The sequence below is a fragment of the Amnibacterium setariae genome, assembly GCF_003581425.1.
GTDB lineage: Bacteria > Actinomycetota > Actinomycetes > Actinomycetales > Microbacteriaceae > Amnibacterium > Amnibacterium setariae.
On the sequence record NZ_QXTG01000001.1, the window covers coordinates 589,532 to 616,194 of the forward strand.

A 26,663-nucleotide genomic window follows, 5' to 3' on the forward strand; every position below is an offset into this window, starting at 1 on the left:
CCGTGGCGTCGCGCGGTCCGCATGCCGACCGCGCGGGGGCAGGAGCACCGCGCGGGGCAGCGGGTGGCGGGGCTAGGAGAAGAGGCGCCGGCGGCGGCGCGGTGCGGCCTCCTCGGCCGCGGCGCTCGAGTAGTCGTAGCGGACCGGGTCGCCCTCGTGGCCCTCGGTCAGCGCGTACTCGACGCCGTCGCGCTCGAGCCTGAGCGGCAGGCCGGCGGAGGGGATGACCATGATCTCGCGGGTGTCGGGCACCGGGGCGTCCACGAACTCGACGACGACCTCGTCGCCGGGCTCCGGAGCCTCGCGCTTCACATGCCGTCCCGCCACGGCACGAGGGTAGCCGGAGCGCCCTCGTGACGCGCCGAGCGCGCACCGGGAGTCCGGTGATTACTGTGCTCAGCATGCAGACCTCGACCGTCCGCCCGCACCGCAGCGAGGAGGTCTTCCCCCGCGAGGAGCACCTCGCGTGGCGGATCGCGGAGGTCGCCGCCGACCCCGTGCCGGTCGACGACGACGTGGCCGAGATGGTCGTGAACCGGGTGATCGACAACGCGGCCGTCGCCGCCGCCTCCGTCCGCCGCGCGCCCGTCGTCGCCGCCCGCGGGCAGGCGGAGGCGCACCCCGCCGCACCGGGTGCCACCGTGTTCGGGATCCCGGGCCGGTTCTCGCCGGAGTGGGCGGCGTGGGCGAACGGGACCGCGGTGCGGGAGCTCGACTTCCACGATACGTTCCTCGCCGCGGAGTACTCGCACCCGGGCGACAACATCCCGCCGGTCCTCGCCGTCGCGCAGCACGCGGGCGCCGACGGCGCCGCCCTGCTGCGCGGCATCGTCACCGGGTACGAGGTGCAGATCGACCTCGCCCGAGCGATCAGCCTCCACGCCCACAAGATCGACCACGTCGCGCACCTCGGCCCGAGCGCCGCGGCCGGCATCGGCGCCCTGCTCGGGCTGCCCGTCGAGACGATCTACCAGGCCATCGGCCAGGCGCTCCACACGACCACCGCGACGCGGCAGTCGCGCAAGGGCGAGATCTCGACGTGGAAGGCGTCCGCCCCCGCCTTCGCCGGGAAGGCCGCCATCGAGGCGGTCGACCGCGCGATGCGCGGGCAGACGAGCCCCGCGCCGATCTGGGAGGGCGAGGACGGCGTCATCGCCCAGCTGCTCGACGGGCCGGACGCGCGGTACGAGGTGCCGCTGCCGGGCCCGGGGGAGCCGAAGCGCGCGATCCTCGCCTCCTTCACGAAGGAGCACTCCGCCGAGTACCAGGCGCAGGCGTGGATCGACCTCGCCCGCCGCCTGCGCGCCGAGCACCCCGAGATCCTCGAGCCGGGCGCCGTGCGGCGGATCGTGCTGCACACCTCGCACCACACCCACTTCGTGATCGGCTCCGGCGCGAACGACCCGCAGAAGTACGACCCGACCGCGAGCCGGGAGACGCTCGACCACTCGATCCCGTACATCGTCGCCGTCGCGCTGCAGGACGGCGTCTGGGACCACGCCGCCTCCTACGCCCCCGAGCGCGCGGCTCGTCCGGACACCGTGGCGCTCTGGCGCTCGATCACGACGGCCGAGGACCCGGAGTGGACGCGTCGCTACCACTCGACGGACCCGGCGGAGCAGGCGTTCGGCGGCCGCGCGGAGATCGACCTCGCGGACGGGCGCACGATCACGGCGGAGATCGCCGTCGCCGACGCGCACCCGCTCGGCGCGCGCCCCTTCGCCCGCGCCGACTACGTCGCGAAGTTCCGGACCCTCGCCGCCGGCGTCGTCGAGCCGGAGGAGATCGAGCGCTTCCTCGCCGTCGCGCAGCGGCTGCCGGAGCTCGCGCCCGACGAGCTCGCCGGCCTCACGTTCACCGCGACCGGGCTGCCGGCCGCGCCGAAGGGACTGTTCTGATGCTCTCCTCCACCGTCCCGGCCGCCGAGAAGCGCCGTCGCTTCCGCGAGCTGCTCGCCGCCGACGGCATCGTGCGGATGCCCGGCGCCTTCAGCCCGCTCTCCACCCGCCTGATCCAGGAGAAGGGGTTCGAGGGCGTCTACCTCTCCGGCGCGGTGATGGCGAACGAGCTCGGCCTGCCCGACATCGGCCTGACCACGCTGACGGAGGTGGCGACGCGAGCCGCGCAGGTCGCCTCCGCCACCGACCTGCCGGTGCTCGTCGACGCGGACACCGGGTTCGGCGAGCCGATGAACGTCGCGCGGACCGTGCAGGCGCTCGAGGACGCGGGCGTCGCCGGGCTGCACATCGAGGACCAGGTCAACCCGAAGCGGTGCGGCCACCTCGACGGCAAGGAGGTCGTCGACGAGCGGACCGCGCTGCAGCGGATCCGCGCGGCCGTGCAGGGGCGGCGCGACCCGGGCCTCGTGATCATGGCGCGCACCGACGTGCGCGGCGTCGAGGGGATGGCCGCCGCGGTCGACCGGGCGAAGGCCCTCGTCGACGCGGGTGCCGACGCGGTCTTCCCGGAGGCGATGGCGTCGCTCGAGGAGTTCGCCGCGATGCGAGCCGCCGTCGACGTGCCGATCCTCGCCAACATGACCGAGTTCGGGAAGAGCGAGCTCTTCACGGTCGACCAGCTGCGCGACGTCGGCGTGGACCTCGTCATCTTCCCCGTCTCCCTGCTCCGCATCGCCATGGGCGCGATCGAGCGCGGGCTCGACGAGCTCGCCGCGTCGGGGTCGCTCCAGGCCGAGGTGCCGGGGATGCAGACGCGGGCCCGCCTCTACGAGCTCGTCGACTACGCCGCCTACTCGGCGTTCGACGACGGGGTCGCCTCGTTCGACCTCGCGAACAACCGGTCCGCCTGAGCCGCGAAGGAGCGCCGTGCCCGACCAGGAGATCAAGAAGGGGCTCGCCGGGGTCGTCGTCGACACGACGGCGATCTCGAAGGTCAACCCCGAGACCAACTCGCTGCTCTACCGGGGCTACCCGGTGCAGCAGCTCGCCGCGCGCTGCTCGTTCGAGCAGGTCGCGTGGCTGCTCTGGCACGGCGAGCTGCCGACGCCGGACGAGCTCGCCGCGTTCGAGGCGCGGGAGCGCGCCGGCCGGGCGCTCGACCCGCGGGTGCGTGCCGTGATCGACGCGACGCCGCACGACGCGCACCCGATGGACGTCGTCCGCACCGCGGTGAGCCTGCTCGGCGCGCTCGACGCGCAGGCGGAGGACGCGTCGCGGGCGGCGGAGCTCGCGAAGGCGGAGCGGCTGCTCGCCGCGATCCCGGGGATCGTCGCCTACGACCAGCGCCGCCGCCGCGGGCTCGAGCCCGTCGAGCCCCGTGAGGACCTCGACTGGTCCCGGAACTTCCTCTGGACGACCTTCGGCGAGGAGCCGACCGAGGTCGCCGCCGACGTGTTCCGGATCTCGGCGGTGCTCTACGCCGAGCACTCGTTCAACGCCTCCACGTTCACGGCCCGGGTCGTGACCTCGACGCTCTCCGACCTGCACTCGGCGGTGACCGCGGCGATCGGCGCGCTCAAGGGTCCGCTGCACGGCGGCGCGAACGAGGCCGTCATGGTCGCCTTCGACGAGATCGGCTCGGCCGACCGCGCCGAGGCCTGGTTGCAGGACGCGCTCGCCGCGAAGCGGAAGATCATGGGCTTCGGCCACCGCGTCTACAAGCACGGCGACTCCCGCGTCCCGACGATGGAGGCCGCCATGCGCCGCCTCGTCGCCGAGCACGGCGCGCAGGACCTCGAGGCGCTGTACGACGCGCTGCAGCGCGCGATGGATGCCGCGAAGGGCATACAGCCGAACCTCGACTACCCGAGCGGGCCGGCGTACCGCCTCCTCGGCTTCGACACCGCGCAGTTCACGCCGCTCTTCGTCGCCGCGCGGGTGACCGGCTGGACCGCCCACGTGATGGAGCAGCGGGCCGCGAACGCGCTGATCCGCCCGCTGTCGGCGTACGTCGGCCCGGACGAGCGGGAGGTGCCCGCGGGCGTCTGACGCGCGGGCCGGGCCAGGATGGGCCCGTGCCGAGCGTCGCCGCGATCGTGCCGACCCTCGTCGGCGTCGCCCTGCTGTGCGGCGCCACCGTCGCGGTGCTCGCGCTCGCCGGCGTGCCCGAGCGGTTCGGCCCGACCCTCGCCGTCCTCCGGGCGGCGGTGCAGCTCGCGGTCATCAGCCTGATCCTCACCGGCGTGATCACGAGCCCCGTCTGGGTCGGGGTCGCGCTGCTCGTCATGCTCGGCGTCGCGGTCGCGACGTCCACGCGGCGGCTCGGCCGGAGCCGGCGGCACCTCGGGGTCGTCCTCGCCGCGATCGGCGCGGGCACGGCGCTCGCGCTCGCCGTCGTGTTCGCGAGCGGCGCGCTCGCGCCGACCCCGCGCTACCTGCTCGCGATCGGCGGGATCGTCGTCGGCAACGCGATGGCGATCACGACCCTGACCGCGCGCCGCTTCCTCGAGGCCGTCGACGAGCACTGGGACGAGGTGGAGGGCTGGCTCGCCCTCGGGGCGCAGCCGCGGGAGGCGACCCGCGACCTCGCCCGCGGCGCCGTGCGCACCGCGCTGGTCCCCTCCGTGGACCAGACGAAGACCACCGGGCTCGTGACCCTGCCGGGCGCCTTCGTCGGGGCGGTCTTCGGCGGCCTGCCGCCCTTCGAGGCGGGCCGGTTCCAGATCGTCGTCCTCGCCGCGATCCTCGCGGCGGGCTCGCTCGCCGCCGTGCTCGTGGTCCGGCTGCTCGGTTCGGTCGAGCGGCGGCCCGTCCGCGGCTGAGGCGGCGCGTCAGCGGCGCAGCCGGCGACGCGGGACGTCCTGGTAACCGCCGTCGGCGAGACCGGCGGCCCGCTCGAACGGGTTGTGCGCCGCGCGGTCGCCGGACACCACCAGCGACCAGGCCGCGCCGAGGAGGTAGGCCGGCAGGAAGGGGAGGCCGCCCCAGCGCAGCCACTGCGACGCGTGCCGCGACTCGTGCTCGAGGACGCGCGGCAGCGCGCCCACGAGCGCCCCGGCGGATCCGGGTACGAGGACGACGTTCCCGACGGTCATCGCGCCGGCGCCCCGCAGCGGCAGCCGGACACCGTCGGCGATCAGCAGGCCGTGGGGTCCCCGGCGAATCCGCGCCCTCCCGAGCCGGGCGAGCAGCACCCCGAGTGCCGTCGACCCGTTCACCAGGTTGCCGAAGCGCCGCGTGTCCACGCCCCCATCCTTCGCCCTGGGCTCGCATCCGCTTCGCGCTCTCCCGCCCCGCTGGTCGAGGTGCGAGTGGAGCGAGCCTCGAGACCACAGCCTCGAACTCGCTCCGGATCCGTGCCGCTCCGACGCCGGTGAAGCGGCACGAATCCGGAGCAAGTCGGCCCGTTTCAACTGCATCCGCCCGTTTCCGCCGCACGAAGACACGCCATCCCGATGAACGGAAACACCTGGCTCAAAGCGGGATGCAGTGCGGGGTGGTCTCGAGGCTCGCTGCGCTCGCACCTCGACAAACGGGAACCCGTGGTCAAGGCTCGCTGCGCTCGCACCTCGACCAGCGGAGCACGGTGGTTGAGCCGGGCGCTCCGCGCCCGTGCCGAAACCACCTCACGTGCGGGGAGGTCGGCGCTCCGCGAGGGACTTCAGGCGGGCGAGGTCGGCCGTCACGGCGGCCGCGTCGCGCTCGAAGTCGGCGTCGGAGGCGACGCCCTGGCGGAGGGTGAAGACCGCCTCCGCGCCGTCGGGGTGCTCGAGGATCCGGAACGGGTTCCGCGTCACGGAGCCGTCCGGCAGCGTCACGTCGTGGTCGAGCACGCCGTACGGGTTCGGGGCCGCGAAGACGACCCTCACGCGGCCCATCGGGGAGTCGACGGCGAAGGCGCCGTCGCCCTCCTGCTGCACCTCGCCCTGCGCCAGGCCGCCCGCCCACCGCGGCAGCAGGTCGGGGTCGCGGGCGATCCCGACGACCCGGTCCCGCGGGGCGCGGATCACGGTGCTGATGTGCCTGCTCGTCATGAACCGCACGATAGGCCGGGCGTCGTCCTGCCGGGGAGGAGGATCGGGGCGTGACCGACCTCGACGAGACCACGTCCCTCGCCGCCGACGCCGCCGAGCTCGGCGTCGACGGCCCCCTGCCCCGCGTCGAACGGGTCGGCGTCGAGGTCGACGGTCGCCTCGTCAGCGCGCTGCGGTGGGGTGCCCGCCCCGGGGTGACGCTGCTGCACGGTGCGGGGCTGAACGCGCACACCTGGGATGCGACGCTGCTGGCGCTGGGGGAGGAGGCGCTCGCCGTCGACCTGCCCGGCCACGGCGACTCCGCGTGGCGCGACGACTTCGACTACCGGCCCGTGACGAACGCGCACGCGGTCGCGGGCCTGCTCGACGCGCTCGGGACCGGGCCGCAGGTCGTGGTCGGGCAGTCGCTCGGCGGCCTCACCGCGGTCGCGCTCGCGGCGGAGCGGCCGGACCTCGTCCGGGCCCTCGTCGTCGTGGACGCGAGCCCCGGCCTCCGCGTCGGGGACGCCCGGCAGGTGACGGAGTTCCTCGCCGGCGACCAGGTCTTCGACTCCCGCGAGCAGATCGTCGACAACGCGATCGCCGCCGGCATCGGGTCCGACCGCGCCAGGATCACGCGCGGCGTCGCGCACAACACCCGCGTCCGCGACGACGGGAAGGTCGTGTGGAAGCACCACCTCGCGTATCCGCCGAAGGACGTGCCGGGCCTGCCCGACATCACGACGCCGTGGTCGGCGCTCACGGGCACGGACGTGCCGGTGCTGCTCGTGCGCGCCGCGCACGGCTACCTGCCGGACGACGTCGTCGCCGAGTTCCGCGAGCGGGTGCCCCGCGCGACGGTGGTCGAGCTCGAGACCGGGCACAACGTGCAGGAGCAGGACCCGGCCGGGCTCGCCGCCGCGATCCGCGCCCTCGCGGCGCCCGAACGCTGACGCCGTGTTACGCGGCGCCCTGCGGGTGCCGCCGTGCGCCGCTAGCGTCCGTCGGATGAGCGACGAGGACTGGGGCTTCGACACCGCGCAGGTGCACGCGGGGGCCGCGCCCGATCCGGGCACCCGGGCCCGGGCGACCCCGATCTTCGCGACCTCGAGCTTCGTGTACGACAGCGCCGAGCAGGCGGCCGCGCAGTTCCTGCTCGACGACGTCGAGGGGTTCGGCTACACGCGCATGGGCAACCCCACGACCGCGGTGGCGGAGCGGCGGATCGCCGCGCTCGAGGGCGGCGCGGATGCGGTGGCGACGGCGAGCGGCCAGTCCGCGACGGCGCTCGCCCTGCTCAACCTGCTGCGCAGCGGCGACCACATCGTCATGGCCAGCCAGATCTACGGCGGCACCACGAACCTGCTCGTCCAGCGGTTCGCCGAGATCGGGATCACGACGACGGCGGTGCCGGTCGGCGACCTCGACGCCTGGCGGGCCGCCGTCCGGCCGAGCACGCGCGCGTTCTTCGTCGAGAGCATCGGCAACCCGACGGGCGCCGTCGCCGACCTGCCCGCGCTCGCGGCGGTCGCGCACGACGAGGCGCGGGTGCCGCTCGTCGTCGACAACACCCTCGCGACCCCGTACCTCCTGCGGCCGCTCGAGCACGGAGCGGACGTCGTCGTCCACTCGACGACGAAGTTCCTCTCCGGCCACGGCACCGTCATCGGCGGCGTGGTCGTCGACGGCGCCACCTTCGACTTCGGCGCGGAGCCCGAGCGCTGGCCCGGCTTTCACGTGCCCGACGCGGGGCACGGCACCGAGGGGTACTGGGCCCGATTCTCACCGCAGCGGCAGGCGTACAGCCGACGGCTCCGCAGCACGGTGCTGCGCGACTACGGGCCCGCGCCGTCGCCCTTCAACAGCTTCATGCTCATCCAGGGGCTCGAGACCCTGAGCCTGCGGATGCGCCAGCACGTCGCGAACGCGGAGGCGGTCGTCGCGCACCTGCGCTCCCACCCGCAGGTGCTCTCGGTCCACCACCCGTCCGTCCCCGGCACGCCGTTCGCGGAGGTCGCGCAGCGGCTGCTGCCGCGCGGCGGCGGCGCGATCGTCTCCTTCGACATCGACGGCGGCCTGGACGCGGGGCGCCGGTTCGTCGACGGCGTCCGGCTGTTCAGCCACCTCGCCAACGTCGGCGACGTCCGCAGCCTGGTCATCCACCCGGCGTCGACCACGAACTCGAGCCAGCCGACCGAGCAGCTGGCCGCCGCCGGCATCGGGCCGGGCCTCATCCGGCTGTCCGTCGGCATCGAGGACCCGGCCGACCTGATCCGCGACCTCGACCGGGCATTCCTCGCCGCGCAGAGTGGTTGACCCGTCCACTGCTCGTGGAACGGGAGAATGACTGACATGCGCACCACCAGGTCCCTGCTCGCCGCAGGCATCGGCATCGGCCTCGCGGTCGCGCTGGCGGCCTGCTCGCCGGGCACCTCGTCGACGGGCGGCGCGACCGACCGCGACGCGACGGTCGGCGTCGGGCTCTACCTCGAGCCGACCGATCTGGACGTCCGGACCACGTCGGGCGTCGCGCTCGACCAGGTGCTGATCGACAACGTCTACCAGGGGCTCGTCGGCCTCGACGGCAGCGGCCGGATCCACGACGTGCTGGCGAAGACCCACACCGTCTCCGCCGACGGCCTCACCTACGACTTCGCGCTGAAGCCCGGCACGACCTTCAGCAACGGCCACGAGCTCGACTCGGCCGACGTGGTCTGGAGCCTGAAGCAGGTGAAGGACACGAAGACGGACGTCGGCAACGGCGACCTCGCGGCCGTGCGGTCGATCACGGCGCCGTCCGCGACGTCGGTCCGGCTCACGCTGTCGAAGCCCGACTCCGAGCTGCTCTACTCCCTCGCCGGCCGCGCGGGCCTCGTGCTCGACGAGGAGGCGACGAACGACCTGAAGACCACCGCGGTCGGCAGCGGGCCCTACCTGCTGAAGGCGTGGAAGCAGGGCGACAGCATCACGCTGACCCGCAACGCGAAGTACTGGGGGACGAAGGCGAAGGTCGCCTCGGTCGTCTTCCGCTACTTCTCCGACCGCGGCGCTGCGGTGAACGCGGCCCTGAACGGCGACATCCAGGTCCTCACGACCGTCGACCCGACGTTGAAGGCGAAGTTCGCCGGCAACCAGGACTTCGCCCTGAAGAAGGGCATCTCCACCGACAAGTACACGCTCGTCCTCAACTCGAAGAAGGCGCCGCTGAACCGGCTCGAGGTGCGGCGGGCGTTGAAGCAGGCGATCGACCCGAAGGCGATCATCGCGGCGATCGGCGGCGACGGCGTCGCGCAGGGCGGTCCGATCCCGAAGGGCGACCCCGGCTACCGGGACCTCACAGCGCTGAACCCCTACGACCCCGCCGCGGCGAAGGCGGCGCTGCAGAAGGCCGGCGTCGCCGGGACGACGCTGACCCTCACGATCCCGAACGTGTACGGCACCGCCGTGACGGACGTGCTCACGAGCGAGCTCAAGGCCGTCGGCGTCACCCTCAAGGTGAACAGCGTCGACTTCACGACCTGGCTGACGAAGGTCTACACGAACAAGGACTACGAGCTGAGCTTCGTCGACCACGCGGAGGCGCACGACTTCGCCAACTGGGTCACGCCGGGGTACTACTTCGACTACTCGAACGGGAAGGTGAACGCGCTCTACGGCGAGGCCTCCACGGCGCTGACCGCGTCGGACGCGGACGCCAAGCTGGCGGAGGCGGCCGAGATCGTCGCGAAGGACGTGCCCGCCGTGTGGCTTTACACCGCCATCAACGAGACCGCGATCCGCGACGGCGTCACCGGCTTCCCGGCGGACTTCACGAGCAACCGGCTGAACCTGAGCGACCTCGCCGTGGCCGGCTAGCAGGCGGCCGCGTCCGTGCTGCGCTTCCTCGCGACCCGGGTCGCGCTGCTGCTGCTCGGCCTGCTCGTCGCCGCCGTGCTGATCTTCGCGGTCCTGCGGGTGCTGCCCGGCGACGTCGCGCAGGTGGTCGGCGGCACGCAGGCCTCGGCGGCGCAGGTCGCCAGGATCCGCTCCGAGCTCGGCCTCGACCGGCCCGTGGTCCTGCAGTTCCTCGACTGGATCGGCGGCGTCGCACGGCTCGACCTCGGCCGCTCGCTCGTCACCGGCAGCCCGGTCGCTGCGGAGCTCGGGCAGAAGCTCGAGGTGACGCTGCCGCTGGCCGGCCTCTCCCTGCTGTTCGGCCTCGGCCTCGGCCTCCCGCTCGGGGTGCTCTCCGCGGTGCTGCACCGGCGCGCCGGCGGCTTCCTCATCGCCGCGGCGGCGCAGCTGCTGGCCGCGGTCCCCGTCGTCTTCGCCGGCGTGCTGCTGATCCTGCTGCTCGGCAGCTGGCTGCACCTGCTGCCCGTGCAGGGCTTCCCCCTCGACGGCTGGCGGCAGCCCGGCCGGGCGTTCGCCTCCCTGATCCTGCCCGCGCTCACGATCGGCGTCGTGGAGGGCGCCGTCGTCCTCCGCTTCACCCGGTCGGCGACCCTCGAGGCGCTCGGGCAGGACCACGTCCGCGCCGCCGCGGCGCGGGGGATGACGCTGAACCGGGCGCTCGTCGTGCACGGCCTGCCGGGCGTCCTCCTCTCCGTCGTCTCGGTGATCGGGCTCGAGATCGCCGCGCTGCTCGTCGGCGCGGTCGTGGTCGAGCAGCTGTTCCAGCTGCCCGGCGTCGGCCGGATGCTGGTCGCCGACGTGGGGAACCGCGACCTCGTCAAGGTGCAGAGCGAGCTCCTCGTGCTGACCGGCCTGATCCTCGTCGTCGGCGCGGTCGTCGACGTGGTGCACCGCCTCGTCGACCCGCGGGAGCGGGAGGCCGCGTGAGCGCGACCTGGCTGCGGGAGCTGCTGCGGCGCCCCGCCGGCGCGTTCGGGGCCGCCGTCCTCGTCCTGCTGGTGCTCTGCGCGCTCGTCTCGCTGGTCTGGACGCCGCAGGACCCGTTCGCGACCGACCCCTTCCACCGGTGGCAGGGGCCGACCGCGGCGCACCCCTTCGGCACGGACGGCACCGGTCGCGACATCCTCAGCTACGTCTTCGCGGGCACCCGGACGACGGTGCTCGTCGCCGTGCTGTCCGCCGCGGTGGCCGCCGTCGTCGGCGTGGTCCTCGCCGCGCTCGGCGCGCTCGGTCCGCGCCGGCTGCGCGAGCCCCTCGCCGTGCTGATCGACGTGCTGATCGCCTTCCCGGTGCTCCTCATCGCGATCATGCTGAGCGCCGTCCTCGGGCCGTCGCTCGGCGTGGTCGTGATCGCCACCGGCATCGGGTTCGGCGTCAACATCGCGCGGGTCAGCCGCGGCGAGATCCGGCGGGTCGCCCGCACCGGGTACGTGCTCGCGGCGCGCGCGGCCGGGCTGGGCCCGGTGCGCACGCTCACGGACCACGTCCTGCCGAACACGGCGCCGGTCCTCATCGTGCAGCTCTCCCTGTCCGCGGCCGTCGCCGTGCTCGCGGAGGCGGGGCTCTCGTTCCTCGGCTACGGGGCGCCCCCGTCGACGCCGTCCTGGGGGCGGCTGCTGAACGATCTGCAGGACTACGTGACGCTCTACCCGCTCACCGTGATCTGGCCCGGCCTCGCCATCACGGTCACCGTGCTCGCCTTCAACCTGTTCGGCGACGCGCTGCGGGAGGCGACCGATCCCCGGCTCGTCCGGTCGCGGTCGGAGCGCACGCGATGACCCTCGACGTGACGGAGCTGACGATCCGGTTCGGCGACCGCGTCGTCGTCGACCGCCTGACCTTCTCGGTGCCCGACGGCGCGCGCCTCGGCATCGTCGGCGAGTCCGGCAGCGGCAAGTCGCTGACGACGCTCGCGGTGCTCGGCCTGCTGCCCGACAGGGCGGAGGCGACGGGCAGCGTCCGGCTCGACGGCGAGGAGCTGCTCGGCCTGCCCGAGCGGCGCCTCGCCCGGATCCGCGGCCGCCGGATCGGCGCGGTGTTCCAGGACCCGCTGACGAGCCTCGACCCCCTCCGCACCGTCGGCGACCAGCTCGCCGAGCCGCTCCGGCTGCACGGGCTCGCCTCGCGGCGGGAGGCCCGGGCGGAGGCGCTGCGCCTCGCCGCGCTCGTGCGGCTGCCGGAGCCCGAGCAGGCGGTCCGCCTGTACCCGCACCAGCTCTCCGGCGGTCAGCGGCAGCGGGTCGGCATCGGGGCGGCGCTCGCCGCGTCGCCCGGGCTGCTGCTCGCGGACGAGCCCACGACGGCCCTCGACGTGACGATCCAGGCGGAGGTCCTCGACCTCTTCGACCGCCTGGTCGCGGAGACCGGCGCCTCGCTGGTGTTCGTGACCCACGATCTCGCGGTGCTCGCCCGCGTCTGCACCGACGTGCTCGTGCTCGCGGACGGCCGTGCCGTGGAGACCGGGTCGGTGGAGCGCCTCCTCGCGGCACCGCAGCACCTCGTCACCGCGGCCCTCGTCGCGGCGGCCCGGGCGACGAGCTGGACGCCGGCGGAGGGGGAGGCGTGACCCTGATCGAGGCGCGCGGCCTCGTCCGCGACCACCGCATGCCCCGGACGGCCCTGCTCGGTCCCCGCCCGGTCCGGCACGCGCTGCGCGGCGTCGACCTCGACGTCGTGGAGGGCGAGACCCTCGCGATCATCGGCGAGTCCGGCTCGGGCAAGTCGACGCTCGTCCGCCTGCTGCTCGGCCTCGACGCGCCGACGGCCGGCACGGTCCGGTTCGACGGCCGCCCGGTGGAGCCGGGCTCCGCCGCCGGTACCCGCTGGCTGCGCCGCGCGACGGGCGTCGTCCTGCAGGACCCCTCCTCCTCCCTCGACCCCCGGATGACGGTCGGCCGCACGATCGCGGAGCCCCTCCGGGCCCAGGGCGTCGACGGCGACCACCGCGCGCTCGTCGCGGCCGGCCTGCGCGACGTCGGGCTCGACCCCGCGTTCGCCGCGCGGTACCCGCACGAGCTGTCCGGCGGCCAGCGCCAGCGGGTCGCCATCGCCCGCGCGATCGTCCACGGGCCGCGCCTGCTCGTCGGCGACGAGCCCCTCTCCGCGCTCGACGTGACCGTCCGCGCGCAGGTCCTCGAGCTCCTGCGGCGGCTGCGGGCGGACCGCGGCCTGACGATCGTGCTCGTCTCCCACGACCTCGGGCTCGTGCAGCACGTCGCGGACCGGGTCGTCGTGATGCAGGAGGGGGCGATCGTCGAGCAGGGCGCCACGGCCGCCATGCTCGCCGCGCCGCAGCACCCGTACACGCGCGCCCTGCTGGCCGCCGCTCCGCGCCTGCCCTGAGCCGGGGCTCCGGCCGGCGGTACGGTCTCGCCGTGGGCGCAGCGGACGGGACGAGCAGCGGCGGGGCCCGGTTCAGCGGGCGGCGGGTGCTCGTCACCGGGTCGACGCGGGGGATCGGCGCCGGCATCGCCGCCGGGTTCCTCCGGGAGGGCGCCCTGGTCGTGCTGAACGGCCGCAGCGAGGACGGCGTCCGCGCCGCCGCCGACCGGCTCGTCGCCGAGGGCGCGCCGGCCGATCGGGTCCGGGTCGCCGCCTTCGACGTGGCGGACGCCGACGCGGTCGACGCCGCGCTCGCGGCGCTGCACGAGGAGCTCGGCGCGTTCGACGCGGTCGTCAACAACGCGGGCGTGCAGCGCCGGGCGCCGCTCGTCGACATGACCGCGGAGGACTTCCGCGGGGTGATCGAGGTCGACCTCGTCTCCGCGTTCCTCGTGGCCAGGTCGGCGGCCCGCCCGATGATCGAGGCCGGTGCCGGTGTGATCCTCAACATCTGCTCGGTGCAGAGCAGCATCGTGCGGCCGACGACCGGCAACTACGCGGCCGCGAAGACCGGGCTCGTCGGGCTGACGCGCTCGATGTGCGCGGAGTGGGCGCCGCTCGGGCTCCGCGCGAACGGCCTCGCGCCCGGCTACATCGACACCGAGCTGAACGCCGCGCTCGTCGCCGACGAGGCGTTCTCGTCGTGGATCACCGGCCGCACGCCGGCGCGGCGCTGGGGCGCGGTCGACGACGTCGTCGGCCCGGCGCTCTGGCTCTGCTCGGACGAGGCGCGGTTCGTGAACGGCCAGGTGCTCCGCGTCGACGGCGGGATGACCGCCGTCATCTAGCGCCCGGTCGGCCGAGCCCCGTCAGCCGAGCGGTGCGGGCGGCTCGGGCGCGGACCGCGCCGCCTCGTACGCCTTCGCCGGGATCTGCGTCGCGAGCTTGCCGCCGCTCACGTCGAGCAGCGTGCCGGTGACGTAGCCCGCGGCGTCGCTCGCGAGGAACACGACCGCGTCCGCGACGTCGTCCGGCGTCTCCCACCGGCGCAGCGACAGGGTGTCGAGCAGCCGGTCCTGGTCCGCCTGCGGCATCTCGGCGAAGCCGTTCAGCGCGGTCGGCACCATGCCGGGCGCGTACGCGTTGACGGTGATGCCCCACGGCCCGAGCTCGCTCGCGAGCACCCGCGTGAGCTGCACGACCGCGGCCTTCGACGCGGCGTAGGCGGCCGAGGCGACGCTCGGCACGATGGCGGCGAACGACGCCGCGTTGACGATCCGGCCGCGGCCCGCGCGGCGCATCACCGGGATCACCGCGCGGCAGGCGAGGAAGACGCCGACGACGTTCACCTCCATGGCCGCCCGGAACACCGCCGGGTCGAGGTCGGCGACCTGGCCCTCCGCGTTGATCCCCGCGTTGTTCACGAGCACGTCGACGGTGCCCCAGCGCTCGACGACCGCGTCGACGGCCGCCTGCACGCTCGCCTCGTCGGTCACGTCGCACTCGACCGCGAGGCGGTCGTCGGGCGATCCGTCGGGGAACCGGAGGTCGATCGCGGCGACCCGCGCCCCCTCGGCGACGAACCGGTCCGCGAGCCCGCGGCCGATCCCGCGCGCCGCGCCCGTCACGATCACGACCCGGTCCCGAAGGTCCAGCAGCATCGGCGCCTCCTCGCGTCCCCGTCCGGCGGCCAGACTAGGCACGGTCACGAGGAGGCGGCATGGGAGCGGCTGAGCAGCGGGTCACCTGGGTGGTCGGGGCGTCGAGCGGCATCGGGGAGGCGGCGGCGCTGGCGGCGGTGCGCACCGGGCGCCGCGTCGTGCTGAGCGCCCGGCGCGAGGAGCGGCTGACGGAGCTGGCCGAGCGGATCCGGGCCGGGGGCGGGGAGGCCCTCGTGCTGCCGGGCGACGCGGCGGATCCCGGCTGGGCGGCCGCGACGGCCGCGGCGGTGCAGGACGCGTTCGGCGCGCTCGACGAGGTCGTCGTCGCCGCGGGGCTCAACCTGCGGGAGCGGCACTGGGCCGACCAGACGACGGCGGGCTTCGACGCGGTCGTGACCGTGAACCTCCTGGCGGCCGTGCACGCGATCGCCGCCGCCCTGCCGGCGCTGCGCGAGCGCGGCGGCACCGTCGTCGTCGTGTCGTCCCGCGCGGCCTGGGAGTTCAACGCCGGGTCCGGCGTCGGCTACAGCGCGAGCAAGTCGGCGCTCGCGGCCGTCGTGCGCTCGCTCAACGCCGAGGAGGCGGCGCACGGCGTCCGCGCCACCCACCTCTGCCCGGGCGACGTCGCCACCGACTTCCTGCAGCACCGGCCGCAGGTGCCGGACGAGGCCGCGCGGGCCCGCATGCTCACGCCGGACGACGTGGCGCGGAGCATCCTGCACGTGCTCGACGCGCCGGCCCACGTCCGCATCGACGAGCTCGTGCTCTCGCCGCTGGCGCAGGCCTGATGCCGGAGGAGGCCGCCGGGCCCGAGCGGTCCGCGAAGGGGGAGCGGCGGCGGCAGCAGATCCTCGACCGGGCGATCGAGCTCGTCGCCGAGCGCGGGGTGGAGGGCGCCTCCCTCCGCACGCTCGCCGACGAGATCGGCGTGTCGCACACCGCGCTGCGGCACTACTTCCCGTCGCGCGACGAGCTGCTGATCGCCGTGTACCGGGAGCACGAGGCGCGCGACGACGCGCAGGCCGCCGTGCCGCGCGGGGTCGTCGGCGCGATGGCCGAGACCGCGGACCGGAACCGGTCGGTGCCGGGCCTCGTGCGGCTCTACGCCACGCTCAGCACGGACGCGCTGCAGGAGCAGCACCCGGCCACCACCGCGTTCGTGCGGGAGCGCTTCGCCGAGCTGCGGCGCCTCATCGCGGTGCGGATCGAGGCCGCGCAGGCCGCCGGGGAGGTCGCCGCCGACGTCGACCCGGTCGACGCGGCGGCGCTGCTCATCGCCGCCTCCGACGGCCTGCAGGTGCAGTGGCTGCTCGACCCGGACGCGGTCGACGTGCGCCGCTCGCTCGAGCTGCTGCGCCGCCTCCTGCCCGACGCGCCCTGATCGGGACACGCCCGTGCCGCCTTGTCCCGCCGCGCCCGCGGCGCGTACGCTGACCGGGAACCTTCCAGTGGCAGGTTCCGACTCGTCGAGGCGTCGCGATCCCCTCGGTCGGGGATCGTCCGGATCGTGCGCGCCGGGGAGGCGCATGCCATGACGGAACTCGTCGCGCCCGTCCGCGTGACCGGCTGGCGGAACGCGATCATCGCGGGCTTCGCGACCGGCGGGATCACCGTCTCCGCCTGGGGCACCCGGCTGCCCGCGCTCACCGAGGAGCTGCAGGCGAGCACCGGCGTCATCGGCACGGTCCTCGCGTTCATCACGATCGGCTCGATCGGCGGCCTGCTCGCGGCCACCCCGATCGCGGCGCGGCTCGGCACCCGGAACGGCGTGCCGCTCGCGCTGCTCGTGATCGCCGCCGGCATGGGCCTGCTGTCGGCCGGGATCGGGCTGCGCGCGATCCCGCTCCTCGCCATCGCGTTCGCGATCGTCGGGTTCGGCATCGGGCTCGTCGACGTGCTGCTGAACGTCGAGGGCTCCGCGGTCGAGCGGGCCGCCGCCCGCACGCTGATGCCGCTCATGCACGCGGCCTGGTCGGTCGGGGTCGCCGTCGGGTCCGGCATCGGCGCCGCGTGCGCGGCGCTCGGCGTCACGCCGTCGCAGCAGTTCGGCGGGGAGGCGGTCCTGATCGCCGTCGTCGCCGTCGTCGTGCGCCGCCACCTCCCCGCCCACGCCGCCGAGGACCTGCCCGCCGACCAGCGGCGCGCGGGCGCCGCGATCCGCGGCTGGCTGCGCGGCTGGCTCGACGTGCGGCTGCTGCTGATCGGGATCGTCCTGCTCGGCGTCGAGCTCGGCGAGGGCTCCGCGAACACCTGGCTGACGCTCGGCGTGCAGCGCGAGCACGGGCAGACCGCCGCGATCGCCGCCCTGTTCTTCACCGCCTTCGCGATCGGGGAGGCGGCCGCCCGCGTGCTCGCCGGCCCCGTCGTCGACCGCATCGGGCGCGTACCCACCATGCGGATCACGACCGCGATCGGCGTCGTCGGGCTCGTGCTCTTCATCCTCGGCGGCACCTGGTGGCTCGTGCTGCTCGGCGTGCTGCTGTGGGCCGTCGGCGTCTCGATGGGCTTCCCGCTCGGGATGTCCGCCGCGGCGGAGAGCGGCCCGAACCCGGCGGCGCGCGTGAGCGTCGTCGCCTCCATCGGCTACTTCGCGAGCCTCGCGGGACCGCCGGCGATCGGCTGGATCGCCGAGCGCACGGGCCTGCTCGGCGCCTTCTGGCTGATCGTCGCGCTCATGGCCGCCGCCTTCGCCGCGTCCGGCTCGGTCGCGAAGTCCGGGCGCGCCGCCACCCCGACCCCCTCCGCCCCATCCGCGCTCGACGACCGGGAGACCGCATGACCGACGACGACGTCCGCGAGCGCATCGACGCGCTCCTCGCGGCGATGACCCCCGAGGAGAAGGCCGGGCAGCTGACCCAGTACTTCTACTTCTCGCTGCCGCCCGAGGCGGAGGACAACCCCGCCATCGGCCTCGACGTCGCGGCCCAGCCGCGGGCCGTGGAGGCGGCGCTCGCGCGCGGCGGCGTCGGCTCGCTGCTCTTCGTGACCGACCCCGCCGAGATCAACCGGCTGCAGCGCCTGACCGTGGAGGGCAACCGGCACGGGATCCCCGCGCTGTTCGGCTTCGACGTGATCCACGGGTTCCGCACGATCCTCCCCGTCCCGATCGCGCTCGCCGCGTCCTGGGATCCCGCGACGATCGAGGCCGGCCAGGCGGTGGCGGCCGCGGAGGCCCGCGCGGTCGGCATCCACTGGGCGTTCGCGCCGATGGTCGACATCGCCCGCGACCCGCGCTGGGGCCGCATCGTGGAGGGCGCGGGCGAGGACCCGTACCTCGGCGCCGCGGTCGCGGCCGCGCAGGTGCGCGGCTTCCAGGGCGACCGGCTCGGGGCGGAGGACCGCGTCGTCGCGGGGCCGAAGCACTTCGCGGGCTACGGCTACGCCCTCGGCGGCCGCGACTACGACGAGGCGTCGCTGTCGGACGCCGACCTCTGGAACGTCGTCCTGCCGCCGTTCGCCGCCGCGATCGAGGCCGGCGCCGGCAACGTGATGACCGCGTACATGGGGCTGAACGGCATCCCCGCGACGGGGAACCGCTGGCTGCTCACCGACGTGCTCCGCGACGCGCTCGGGTTCGAGGGCTTCACCGTCAGCGACGCGAACGCGGCCCGCAACCTCGTGACGCACGGGTTCGCGCCGGATCTGCGCGCCGCGGCGACGCGCTCGCTCGAGGCCGGGCTCGACATGGAGATGGCGATCACCGATCCCGCCTTCGACCGGCTGCCGGCCGCGCTCGCCGACGGCGAGGTGTCGGCGGAGGCGCTCGACGCGGCGGTGCGCCGCGTGCTCGAGGTGAAGCTGCGGCTCGGCCTGCTCGAGGACCCGTACGTCGACGAGGAGCGCGCCCGCGCCGTGCTCGCCGACCCCGCGCACCGCGAGGTCGCGCGGGAGGCGGCCCGGCGCTCCGCCGTGCTGCTGAAGAACGAGGGCGACCTGCTGCCGCTCGACCCCGCCGCGCTGTCGCGCGTCGCCGTGCTCGGCCCGCTCGCGGGCTCGAAGCGCGACACCCTGGGCCCCTGGGTGTTCGACTTCGACCTGGACGAGACCGTCACCGTGCTCGAGGGCCTCCGCGCCCGTCTCGGCGACGGCGTCCGCGTCGACTTCGCGCCGGGCGTCCCGGTCGGGCAGCGCACCTTCCCCTCCATGTTCGACATGTTCGGCGGCAACGCCCCCTCCGACCCCGAGGGCTTCGACCCCGAGGCCGAGCTCGCGCGCGCCGTGCGGACCGCGGAGGAGGCGGACGTCGCCGTCGTCGTGCTCGGCGAGTGGCAGAACATGATCGGCGAGGCGGCCTCCCGCTCCTCGCTCGAGCTGCCGGGGCGGCAGCTCGAGCTGCTGCAGGCCGTCGTCGCCACGGGCACGCCGACCGTGCTGCTCGTGATGAACGGGCGGCCGCTCGACCTGCGGTGGGCTGCCGAGCACGTGCCCGCGATCCTCGACGTCTGGTACCCGGGCTCGCAGGGCGGCGCCGCCGTCGCGGACCTGCTCGTCGGGGACGCGGTGCCGGGCGGGAAGCTGCCCTTCACCTGGCCCCGCACCGTCGGCCAGGTGCCGATGGTCTACTCGCACCTGACGTCGCACGAGCCGGAGAACCAGGGCCGCCGCTACTGGGACGAGGCGAGCACGCCGCTCTTCCCCTTCGGACACGGCCTCAGCTACGCCCGGTTCGCCTACGCGGACCTCGCGGTCGACGCGGAGGAGGTCGGGCTGAACGGCGTCGTCGAGGTCGCGGTGACCGTGCGCAACACCGCCGCGCACGACGGCGAGGAGGTCGTGCAGCTCTACCTGCACCAGCGCTCCGGCACCGCGGCGCGGCCCGTCCGCGAGCTGAAGGGCTTCCAGCGCGTCGCGATCCCTGCGGGGCAGGAGCGCCGCGTCGTGTTCCGCGTCGGGCCGGACGAGCGCCGCTACTGGAACGCCGCGGCGCGCGACCGGGTGCTCGACCCGTCCGTGTTCGACGTGTGGGTCGGCGGCGACGCCGCCGCCTCGCTCGGCACGACCTTCACGGTCCGCTGATCCGGGGGCTCGGCCGGGGCGAACGCGCCCCGGTCGGGCTCAGGCGGGGACGCGGCGAAGGGACGCGCGGTGGTCCTCCGGGCCCGAGTGGGCGAGCGATCCGTCCTCGTTCGTCACGATGAGGCCGCGGGTGCTGCTCGCGGACTCGATCATCCGGTCGATCCAGTCGCGGTTGAGCTCGGGGACGCGGGACCCGACGAAGTCGAAGTGCACCGGCAGCTGCGGCGCGAGCCACACCGAGCTGCGCCCGCTGCCGACCGCGGTCGACTTGAGCCAGGACATCGGGAACGCCTCGCCGCGGCGGAACTCGTGGATCACCACGACCTGGACGTGGGTGAGGAGACGGTCGCCGAACTCGACCTGCGTCCCGTCGTAGCGCATGACGCCCATGTCGCGGCCCCTCTCCTGCCGCGGGTCGGCACGGTCGACCGTCGACCGGAGCACGGCCCGTCGAAGCAGTCTCCCTCGGAGCGCCCGACCGCCACCGGAGGCTCAGCGCCCTCCCACCGGATCCGCACCGACCGGTCAGAACCGGCTCGCGCGCCGCGTTCTACGCCCCAGCCCGCTCCCTGTCCAGCCCCTGACGGCTCCCAGGCGAAGGATGTTGCCCTCGTACCGGCATCGCACGCCGCAACGGCATCCGACGATGGAAGGACGACCATGAGCATCACCCCACCCGAGGACGGGACCCCGGCCACGCCGCTCTACGACGAGACGGCGGCGGCACCCACCTACAGCGACCTCCGGGTCCCGCCGCCCGTGTTCGAGGAGGACCTCGACCTCGACGCGCAGCAGGGCCAGGGCTCCGGCGGCGCCGCGCAGGAGGCGAAGGACCGCGCGAAGCAGGCGACCGGAGCCGCGAAGGACGCGGCCTCCGACGTCGCCGGCACCGCGAAGGACGCCGGCGCCCGCGTGGCGTCGACCGGCACGGAGCAGGCGTCGCGGGTCGCGAAGGACGCGCTCGGCCAGGCCCGCGAGTTGTACGGCCAGGCGACCTCGCAGCTCTCCGAGCAGGCGGGCACGCAGCAGCAGCGCGCGGCGGGCACGATCCGCACGTTCGCGGAGGACCTCGGCAAGATGGGCCAGGGGCAGCAGCCCGACAGCGGCCTCGCCTCCGAGCTCGTCCAGAACCTCGAGACCCGCGCCCGCGGCATCGGCGACTGGCTCGAGCAGCACAGCCCCGAGGAGGTCCTCGACGAGGTGAAGCAGTTCGCGGCCCGTCGGCCCGGCCTGTTCATCGCGCTCGCCGCGGGCACCGGCATCGTGGCGGCGCGCCTCACGAAGGCGCTCGTCGCCGAGGCGAAGGACGACGCGGAGCCGACCGCGGAGGGTCTGCGATGAGCAGTCCCGGTCCTGAGGAGCGGGCGGCGACCACCGGCCTGGGCGAGCTGCTCTCCGGCGTCACCCGCGACCTCTCCACGCTCTTCCGGCAGGAGGTCGAGCTCGCGAAGGCGGAGCTCACCGAGTCCGCGAAGCAGGCGGGCAAGGGCGCGGGCATGTTCGGCGGCGCCGCCGTCGCCGGGCTGTTCGCCCTGCTGTTCCTCACCATCACGATCTGGTGGGCGATCGGCTACGCGATCGGGAACGCCTGGTCCGCGCTGATCATCACCGTCGTCTACGCGATCGTGGCCGCGATCCTGTTCGCCCGCGGCCGCGCGAAGCTGAAGACCGTCCGCGGCGCGCCCCGCACGGTCGACTCCCTGAAGAAGATCCCCGAAACCGTGAAGCCCGGAGGCACCCGATGAGCGACCCCGACACCATCCGCCGCGACATCGAGGCGACCCGTTCCGACCTGAGCTACGACGTCGACGCGCTCGCCGACAAGGTGAGCCCGTCGAGCATCGCCGACCGCCAGAAGGAGAAGGTCAAGAGCCGGGCCCGGTCCGTGCGCGAGTCCTTCATGGGCGCCGTGCACACGGCCACCGACAAGGTGCCGAGCCCCGGCGACGTCGGCTCGAACGCGAGCGACGCGGCCGGCTCGGCCGTCGAGACCGCGAAGGGCCACCCGCTCGTCGTCGGCCTCGTCGCCTTCGGCGCCGGCTGGCTGCTCTCCTCCCTGATCCCGACCGCGCCGGCCGAGCGGCAGCTCGCGTCGACCGCGAAGGAGAAGGCGGCGCCCCTCGTCGACCAGGCGAAGGACGCGGCGCAGCAGCTGAAGGAGCCCGCGCAGCAGGCCGCGGCCCACGTGAAGGAGACCGCGACGGACGCGGCGAGCACCGTGAAGCAGGAGGGCCGGTCGGCCGCCTCCGACGTCAAGGGCACCGCCGCCGACGCGAAGGACGACGTCCGCGGCGCCGCCCAGGGCGGCTGACCCGCAGCACGCACGAAGGGCCCCGGGCCCGCCCCCTCGGGAGCGGACCCGGGGCCCTTCGTCGTTCAGCGGCTGCCGAGGATCCCGCGGATCGCGCGCAGGCCGAGCCAGCCCGCGACCAGCCACGGCCCGGCGACGAGGATCGGGTCGATCCAGGTGTGGCTGCGGTCGGCGCGGTCGCCGCCGCGGCTGCCCGCGCGCTCGGCCGGCAGGCCGGTCTCCGTGACCGGGTTGTCCGGCTTCCCCGCGAGGATCGACTTCGCGTGCGCGCCGAACGCGTCCACGCGGTCACCGGCGATCAGCAGCAGCCAGTGCGCGAGCCGCGCCTCGCTGAACTTCGCGTACGCGGTCCGGCGGATCAGCCCGGAGACGCCGTGCAGCGGCGCGACCGTGCCGTAGACCGGCGGCAGGATGCCGTGCTCGATGGACTTCTCGCGGGTGTAGAACTCCTCCTGGCGCTCCGGGAAGTCCCAGTGGGCTCCGGTCGCGCCCGGGTCGAAGCGCTCCTTCGGGTACGAGGGGCGGTCCTTCGGGTCCAGGTCGGCGCCCCAGCCGGGGATGCGGGCGCGCAGCTCCTCGCTGGTCGGGCGCTTCGCCGGTGCGTCGGCGACGTAGGGACGGGGGACGTCGGTCATCTCGGTGCTCCTCACGCGGCGCCGGGCTCGACGAGCACCTTGATGCAGTCGTCGAGCTTGGCGGAGAACAGGTGGTACCCCTCGGCGATGTGCTCGAGCGGCACCCGGTGGGTGACGATCTCGGACGGCTTCAGGTGGCCGTTGCGGATGTGCTCGAACAGGCGCGGCCACTGCCGCTTCACCGGCGTCTGGTTCGCGCGGATCGTGAGGCCCTTGTTCATCGCGTCGCCGAACTTCACGGCGCTGAACACGGGCCCGTACGCGCCCGCCACGGCGACCGTGCCGCCCTTCCGCACGCCGTCGATCGCCCAGTTGAGGGCGACGGGGGAGCCGCCCTGCAGCTTCAGCTTCGAGCTCGTGATCTGCTGCACGACGCTGCCGTCCGCCTCCGCCCCGACCGCGTCGATCACGACGTCGGCGCCGAGCCAGTCGGTGGTCTGCTTCATCCAGAGCACGACGTCGTCGACCTCGGTGAAGTTGAGCGTCTCCGCGTAGGCGAACTCCGCGGCCTTGTCGAGCCGGTACTGCAGGTGGTCGATCACGATCACGCGGCCGGCGCCCATGAGCCAGGCCGAGCGGGCGGCGTAGAGCCCGACGGGGCCCGCACCGAGCACCACCACGGTGTCGCCCTCGACGATGTCGCCGAGCTGCGCCCCGAAGTAGCCGGTGGCGACCGCGTCCGTCAGGAGCACGGCGTCCTCGTCGGCCATCCAGTCCAGGATGACCTGCGGGCCGACGTCCGCGAAGGGGACGCGCACGTACTGCGCCTGGCCGCCGTCGTAGCCGCCGGTCGTGTGCGAGTAGCCGTAGATCCCGCCGACCGCGGTCGCGTTCGGGTTCACGTTGTGGCAGTTCGAGTACAGGCCGCGGGCGCAGAAGAAGCAGGACCCGCAGTAGACGTTGAAGGGGACCATGACGCGGTCCCCGACCTTCAGGTTCTGGACGGACGAGCCGACCTCGTCGACCACGCCGATGAACTCGTGGCCGAACGTCGTCCCGACCCGGGTGTCCGGCATCATCCCGTGGTACAGGTGCAGGTCCGACCCGCAGATCGCCGCGAGCGTCACGCGCACGATCGCGTCGTTCGGGTGCTCGATCCGCGGCCGGTCCTTCTCCTCGACCCGGATCTTGTAGGGCCCTCGGTAGACCATCGCGTGCATGCGTCCTCCTCCGTCGCAGCCGGGAGGCCGCCCCTCGATCGTTCGCGGCGAACCTGAATCGGAAGAGGGGGTTGCCTCACGGCGCGGTGCGTGCAAGGCGGGAAGTGCTCACGCTTCTGGACGCCGACTCCTCGATCCGGCGTCCAGAAGCGTGAGCACTTCGCGGGTCAGCGCGTCGCGGCGGGCTCCGGGGCGGCGCGGAGGGGGCTCGAGCTCGTGTCGACGAGGTCTCGGTTCGTCGTCTCCGGCGCCATGAGCTGGGAGACGACGCCGCCCACCACGCAGACGGCCGCGGCGATCAGCATGCAGGCGCCGGTGCCGATGGTGTCGATGCCGACGGGGAGCAGGAACGTGCCGATCGCGGCGCCGACGCGGCTGACCGCCGCCGCGACGCCGACCCCGCTCGAGCGCACCGGCGTCGGCAGGATCTCGATCGGGTAGACCGCGGTGAGGTTGCCGGACAGCGCGTTCAGGAACGAGAAGACGGCGAAGCAGAGCACGATCACCCAGCCGGGAGCGCCGGCCCACAGGCCGATGACGGCGAGGGCGCCGGCCATGATCCACCACGGGGGCACCGCCTGCTTGCGCCGCCCGATCCGCTCGATGCTGAGCATGCCGACGACGGCACCGATGGCGGCGAGGGCGTTCACGAAGATCGTGCCGACCGCGGGGTCGGACAGCTGCAGGGTCTTCAGCACCGTCGGGGCGAACGTGAAGATCGCGAAGTAGGGCGCGACGTTGCAGGCCCAGAAGACGGACAGGAAGACGAGCCGCTTCAGGTTCTCCCCGCGGAACAGGGACGCGGTGCGGCGCTCCTCCTCCGACCCGAAGTTCTCCTGCTCGAAGTACCGGTCGCCGCCGAGGTAGCGGTCGACGATCGCGCGCCCCTCCTGGCCCCGCCCGTGGGTGAGCAGCCAGCGGGGCGACTCCGGGAAGCCGATGCGGACGAGCGCGGTCACGAGGGCGGGGAGCGCGCTGCAGGCGAGGGCCCAGCGCCAGCTGATCCCGAGCCCGTCGATCAGCACGTAGGCGACGACGACCGCGATCAGGTAGCCGCCGTACCAGCCGACGAGCAGCCCGGACAGGCGTCGGCCGCGCCCCTTCGCCGGGGCGAACTCGGACAGCATCGCCGCGCCGATCGAGTACTCGGCGCCGATCGCGACGCCGAGGAGCACGCGGATCACGAACAGCTGGATCCCGTCGGTCACGATCCCCTGGGCGAGCCCGAGGACGATGAAGGCGATCACGTCGACGAGGAACAGCAGCCGGCGGCCGTACCGGTCGGTGAGGAAGCCGGCGAGCGGTGCCCCGACGAAGATGCCGATCAGGGAGGAGGCGCCGATGAGCCCCGCCTCGACCGGGGTGAGGCCGAGCGCCTTCGTGATGAAGGGGAGCGCGACGCTGATGACGCCGAGGTCGAAGCCGTCGAGCCCCTCGCCCCAGGCGGCGGCGAAGTTCAAGCGGCGGACGAGCCCGGTCCTCGGGCGGTCGGCGGACGTGGGGGCGGTGGTCATGGGTGGGGCCTTCCCGGCCCCGGGCAGCGGGGCGCAGCCGGGCGACGATGCTCGATCCGCCTGGGAGCCGGAGGGGTTGACTGAAGGCAACGAACGGGCTACTCCCGGTCACGCCTCCGGCAGCGTGCTGATCTCCGCCTCCGCGAGCAGCGCGAGGTCTCGGAGCACGGCGGGGTCCACGTCCCGGAGGTCGTGGGGCTTCATGTCGAAGACGCAGAGCGTGCCGACGCGGTAGCCGTCCGTCGACTCGATCGGGTGCGCCGCGTAGAAGCGCACCGGGTGCTCCGCGCCGTGCACGTGCGGGTTGTCGTCGAGCCGCGGGTCCTGCCAGGTGTCCGCGATGATCGTCGGCCCCGACCCGCGCACCGTGATGGTGCAGATGGGCTGCACCGCCTCGTCGCCCGGAGCGCCCACGAAGGCGAGCGTGCGGATGCGCCCGTGGTCCAGCAGGTTCACCTGCGCGAACGGCACGTCGAACGTGTTGCGGGCGAGGAGGACGACGCGCTCGAGGTGGGGGTTCACCCCGCCGAGCCCCTCGGTCACCGCGTCGACCGCGCGCTGCCGGTCCGCCTCCGGCTGCGGTTCGGCGCGGCGCTCGACGGCGGTCCGTCCGCGTCCGCGGGCGGCGCGGCGGGCGCTGGCGACGAGCAGCGCGGCGATCTCGTCCGCGATCGCGTCCGCCTGGGCCGGGTCGCCGAGGCGTCCGTCCGCGTCGAGCCGCGCTGCGGCCGATCGCACCGCGGGCTCGGCCGCGAGGTGCGCCTCCATCGTCGTGCCGCCGCGGTCGCGGTCGTCGAGCCGCACGACGAGCACGGCGCTCGACTCCGCGAGCTCGGGCAGCACGCGCTGCGCGACCCGGCGGACCCGGCCGCCCCACCAGCGGCTCGCCGCCTCCAGGTCCGCGCCCCGGACGAGCAGCACGACGGCCTCGTAGCGCCAGAGCCGCCAGGCCTCGGTCGACGTCTCGACGGCCTCCAGCACCGGCGCGACGTCCCACGCGACGTCGAGGTCCAGCCCGCGCCGCGTCCGCGCGGCGACCGCGTCGGCGAGCCGCTCCGTCAGCGCCCCGCCGTCGTCGATGCGCGCGCGGTCGGCCACGAGCAGCACCCGCTGCGGGTCGCGGCCGCTGCGGTGCAGCCGGCCGCCGCCGACTCGGCCGCCGCCGGACGCGAGCAATGGGACCACGACGCGCTCCTCGGGTGAGCGGGCATCCTCGCACTCGAACCCTCGAAGGAGGTCG

General features: G+C 74.5%; 28 protein-coding genes. 19 read left to right on the forward strand and 9 right to left on the reverse strand.

Translation table 11 applies throughout. From position 1 onward, the window contains the following. Positions 1-72 precede the first annotated feature (72 nt). Positions 73-327 (reverse strand): hypothetical protein, encoded by a 255-nt coding sequence (locus D1781_RS03055; RefSeq protein ID WP_147392018.1) that lies wholly within the window; start codon positions 325-327, stop codon positions 73-75. Positions 328-401: 74 nt separating this feature from the next. Between D1781_RS03055 and D1781_RS03060 the strand changes: the two genes are divergently transcribed. Genes D1781_RS03060 through D1781_RS03075 form a run of 4 tightly spaced genes read left to right on the forward strand, consistent with a single transcriptional unit; the run spans position 402 to position 4,720 of the window. Further along, positions 402-1,898, forward strand: coding sequence for an MmgE/PrpD family protein (locus tag D1781_RS03060; protein ID WP_119481705.1), 1,497 nt, complete (start codon positions 402-404; stop codon positions 1,896-1,898). Next, complete coding sequence (prpB, locus tag D1781_RS03065; RefSeq protein ID WP_119480788.1) at positions 1,898-2,809, forward strand: methylisocitrate lyase; 912 nt, start codon at positions 1,898-1,900, stop codon at positions 2,807-2,809. The genes D1781_RS03060 and prpB overlap by 1 nt, the downstream gene beginning before the upstream one ends. 16 nt (positions 2,810-2,825) lie before the next feature. Next, on the forward strand, positions 2,826-3,947 hold the full coding sequence (locus tag D1781_RS03070; protein ID WP_119480789.1) for a bifunctional 2-methylcitrate synthase/citrate synthase: 1,122 nt from the start codon (positions 2,826-2,828) through the stop codon (positions 3,945-3,947). 26 nt (positions 3,948-3,973) lie between these two features. After that, positions 3,974-4,720, forward strand: a complete 747-nt coding sequence (locus D1781_RS03075) for an ABC transporter permease (protein ID WP_119480790.1) — start codon at positions 3,974-3,976, stop codon at positions 4,718-4,720. Positions 4,721-4,729: 9 nt separating this feature from the next. Here D1781_RS03075 and D1781_RS03080 read toward each other — a convergent pair whose 3' ends face one another. Further along, the gene (locus tag D1781_RS03080; RefSeq protein WP_233550947.1) at positions 4,730-5,143 is read right to left on the reverse strand and encodes a hypothetical protein; all 414 of its coding nucleotides are present in this window, start codon (positions 5,141-5,143) and stop codon (positions 4,730-4,732) included. 381 nt (positions 5,144-5,524) lie between these two features. Next, a complete protein-coding gene (locus D1781_RS03085; RefSeq protein WP_199706359.1) occupies positions 5,525-5,932 on the reverse strand; it encodes an SRPBCC family protein in 408 nt (135 codons plus the stop codon). Between the two features lie 50 nt (positions 5,933-5,982). On the opposite strand from D1781_RS03085, the gene D1781_RS03090 reads away from it, so the two are divergent. The 8 genes from D1781_RS03090 to D1781_RS03125 are packed head-to-tail and all read left to right on the forward strand — an operon-like array spanning position 5,983 to position 13,974. Further along, positions 5,983-6,864: an alpha/beta fold hydrolase gene (locus D1781_RS03090; RefSeq protein WP_119480791.1), complete on the forward strand. Its 882-nt coding sequence runs from the start codon at positions 5,983-5,985 to the stop codon at positions 6,862-6,864. 55 nt (positions 6,865-6,919) lie between these two features. Further along, on the forward strand, positions 6,920-8,227 hold the full coding sequence (locus D1781_RS03095; RefSeq protein ID WP_119480792.1) for an O-acetylhomoserine aminocarboxypropyltransferase/cysteine synthase family protein: 1,308 nt from the start codon (positions 6,920-6,922) through the stop codon (positions 8,225-8,227). Between the two features lie 36 nt (positions 8,228-8,263). After that, positions 8,264-9,766 (forward strand): ABC transporter substrate-binding protein, encoded by a 1,503-nt coding sequence (locus tag D1781_RS03100; protein WP_119480793.1) that lies wholly within the window; start codon positions 8,264-8,266, stop codon positions 9,764-9,766. 15 nt (positions 9,767-9,781) lie between these two features. Then, positions 9,782-10,732 carry an ABC transporter permease gene (locus D1781_RS03105; protein ID WP_119480794.1) on the forward strand — a complete coding sequence of 317 codons (951 nt, stop codon included), beginning with the start codon at positions 9,782-9,784 and terminating at the stop codon, positions 10,730-10,732. Beyond that, a complete protein-coding gene (locus D1781_RS03110; RefSeq protein WP_119480795.1) occupies positions 10,729-11,583 on the forward strand; it encodes an ABC transporter permease in 855 nt (284 codons plus the stop codon). The genes D1781_RS03105 and D1781_RS03110 overlap by 4 nt, the downstream gene beginning before the upstream one ends. Continuing rightward, positions 11,580-12,371, forward strand: coding sequence for an ABC transporter ATP-binding protein (locus tag D1781_RS03115; RefSeq protein ID WP_119480796.1), 792 nt, complete (start codon positions 11,580-11,582; stop codon positions 12,369-12,371). The genes D1781_RS03110 and D1781_RS03115 overlap by 4 nt, the downstream gene beginning before the upstream one ends. A gap of 38 nt (positions 12,372-12,409) precedes the next feature. Continuing rightward, positions 12,410-13,147 carry an ABC transporter ATP-binding protein gene (locus D1781_RS03120; protein ID WP_119481708.1) on the forward strand — a complete coding sequence of 246 codons (738 nt, stop codon included), beginning with the start codon at positions 12,410-12,412 and terminating at the stop codon, positions 13,145-13,147. Between the two features lie 32 nt (positions 13,148-13,179). Continuing rightward, on the forward strand, positions 13,180-13,974 hold the full coding sequence (locus D1781_RS03125) for an SDR family NAD(P)-dependent oxidoreductase (RefSeq protein ID WP_119480797.1): 795 nt from the start codon (positions 13,180-13,182) through the stop codon (positions 13,972-13,974). A gap of 21 nt (positions 13,975-13,995) precedes the next feature. Here the strand turns inward: D1781_RS03125 and D1781_RS03130 are convergent, their stop codons facing one another. Beyond that, positions 13,996-14,787 (reverse strand): SDR family NAD(P)-dependent oxidoreductase, encoded by a 792-nt coding sequence (locus tag D1781_RS03130; protein WP_119480798.1) that lies wholly within the window; start codon positions 14,785-14,787, stop codon positions 13,996-13,998. A gap of 59 nt (positions 14,788-14,846) precedes the next feature. Between D1781_RS03130 and D1781_RS03135 the strand changes: the two genes are divergently transcribed. From D1781_RS03135 to D1781_RS03150, 4 genes are all read left to right on the forward strand, one after another. After that, positions 14,847-15,575, forward strand: coding sequence for an SDR family oxidoreductase (locus tag D1781_RS03135; RefSeq protein ID WP_119480799.1), 729 nt, complete (start codon positions 14,847-14,849; stop codon positions 15,573-15,575). Beyond that, on the forward strand, positions 15,575-16,168 hold the full coding sequence (locus D1781_RS03140; RefSeq protein ID WP_119480800.1) for a TetR/AcrR family transcriptional regulator: 594 nt from the start codon (positions 15,575-15,577) through the stop codon (positions 16,166-16,168). Before D1781_RS03135 ends, D1781_RS03140 begins: the two co-directional genes overlap by 1 nt. 150 nt (positions 16,169-16,318) lie before the next feature. Next, entirely contained in the window at positions 16,319-17,566 is a 1,248-nt protein-coding gene (locus D1781_RS03145; protein ID WP_119480801.1) for an MFS transporter, read from the forward strand. Then, positions 17,563-19,803, forward strand: coding sequence for a glycoside hydrolase family 3 N-terminal domain-containing protein (locus D1781_RS03150; RefSeq protein ID WP_119480802.1), 2,241 nt, complete (start codon positions 17,563-17,565; stop codon positions 19,801-19,803). The genes D1781_RS03145 and D1781_RS03150 overlap by 4 nt, the downstream gene beginning before the upstream one ends. Positions 19,804-19,842: 39 nt before the next feature. Here the strand turns inward: D1781_RS03150 and D1781_RS03155 are convergent, their stop codons facing one another. Then, positions 19,843-20,193, reverse strand: coding sequence for a DUF7882 family protein (locus D1781_RS03155; RefSeq protein WP_119481709.1), 351 nt, complete (start codon positions 20,191-20,193; stop codon positions 19,843-19,845). Positions 20,194-20,463: 270 nt separating this feature from the next. Between D1781_RS03155 and D1781_RS03160 the strand changes: the two genes are divergently transcribed. Genes D1781_RS03160 through D1781_RS03170 form a run of 3 tightly spaced genes read left to right on the forward strand, consistent with a single transcriptional unit; the run spans position 20,464 to position 22,114 of the window. Further along, positions 20,464-21,144, forward strand: coding sequence for a hypothetical protein (locus D1781_RS03160; RefSeq protein WP_119480803.1), 681 nt, complete (start codon positions 20,464-20,466; stop codon positions 21,142-21,144). After that, positions 21,141-21,548: a phage holin family protein gene (locus D1781_RS03165; protein WP_119480804.1), complete on the forward strand. Its 408-nt coding sequence runs from the start codon at positions 21,141-21,143 to the stop codon at positions 21,546-21,548. The genes D1781_RS03160 and D1781_RS03165 overlap by 4 nt, the downstream gene beginning before the upstream one ends. Then, positions 21,545-22,114 carry a DUF3618 domain-containing protein gene (locus D1781_RS03170; protein WP_119480805.1) on the forward strand — a complete coding sequence of 190 codons (570 nt, stop codon included), beginning with the start codon at positions 21,545-21,547 and terminating at the stop codon, positions 22,112-22,114. The genes D1781_RS03165 and D1781_RS03170 overlap by 4 nt, the downstream gene beginning before the upstream one ends. Before the next feature lie 65 nt (positions 22,115-22,179). On the opposite strand, the gene D1781_RS03175 is transcribed toward D1781_RS03170, so the two are convergent. The 4 genes from D1781_RS03175 to D1781_RS03190 all read right to left on the reverse strand — a co-directional run bounded on the left by D1781_RS03175 (position 22,180) and on the right by D1781_RS03190 (position 26,608). After that, positions 22,180-22,749 carry a hypothetical protein gene (locus D1781_RS03175; protein WP_119480806.1) on the reverse strand — a complete coding sequence of 190 codons (570 nt, stop codon included), beginning with the start codon at positions 22,747-22,749 and terminating at the stop codon, positions 22,180-22,182. 11 nt (positions 22,750-22,760) lie between these two features. Next, on the reverse strand, positions 22,761-23,909 hold the full coding sequence (locus D1781_RS03180; RefSeq protein WP_119480807.1) for a zinc-dependent alcohol dehydrogenase: 1,149 nt from the start codon (positions 23,907-23,909) through the stop codon (positions 22,761-22,763). Between the two features lie 167 nt (positions 23,910-24,076). After that, positions 24,077-25,423: an MFS transporter gene (locus D1781_RS03185; protein WP_119480808.1), complete on the reverse strand. Its 1,347-nt coding sequence runs from the start codon at positions 25,421-25,423 to the stop codon at positions 24,077-24,079. Positions 25,424-25,531: 108 nt separating this feature from the next. Then, positions 25,532-26,608 (reverse strand): GAF domain-containing protein, encoded by a 1,077-nt coding sequence (locus tag D1781_RS03190; protein ID WP_147392019.1) that lies wholly within the window; start codon positions 26,606-26,608, stop codon positions 25,532-25,534. Positions 26,609-26,663 lie beyond the last annotated feature (55 nt).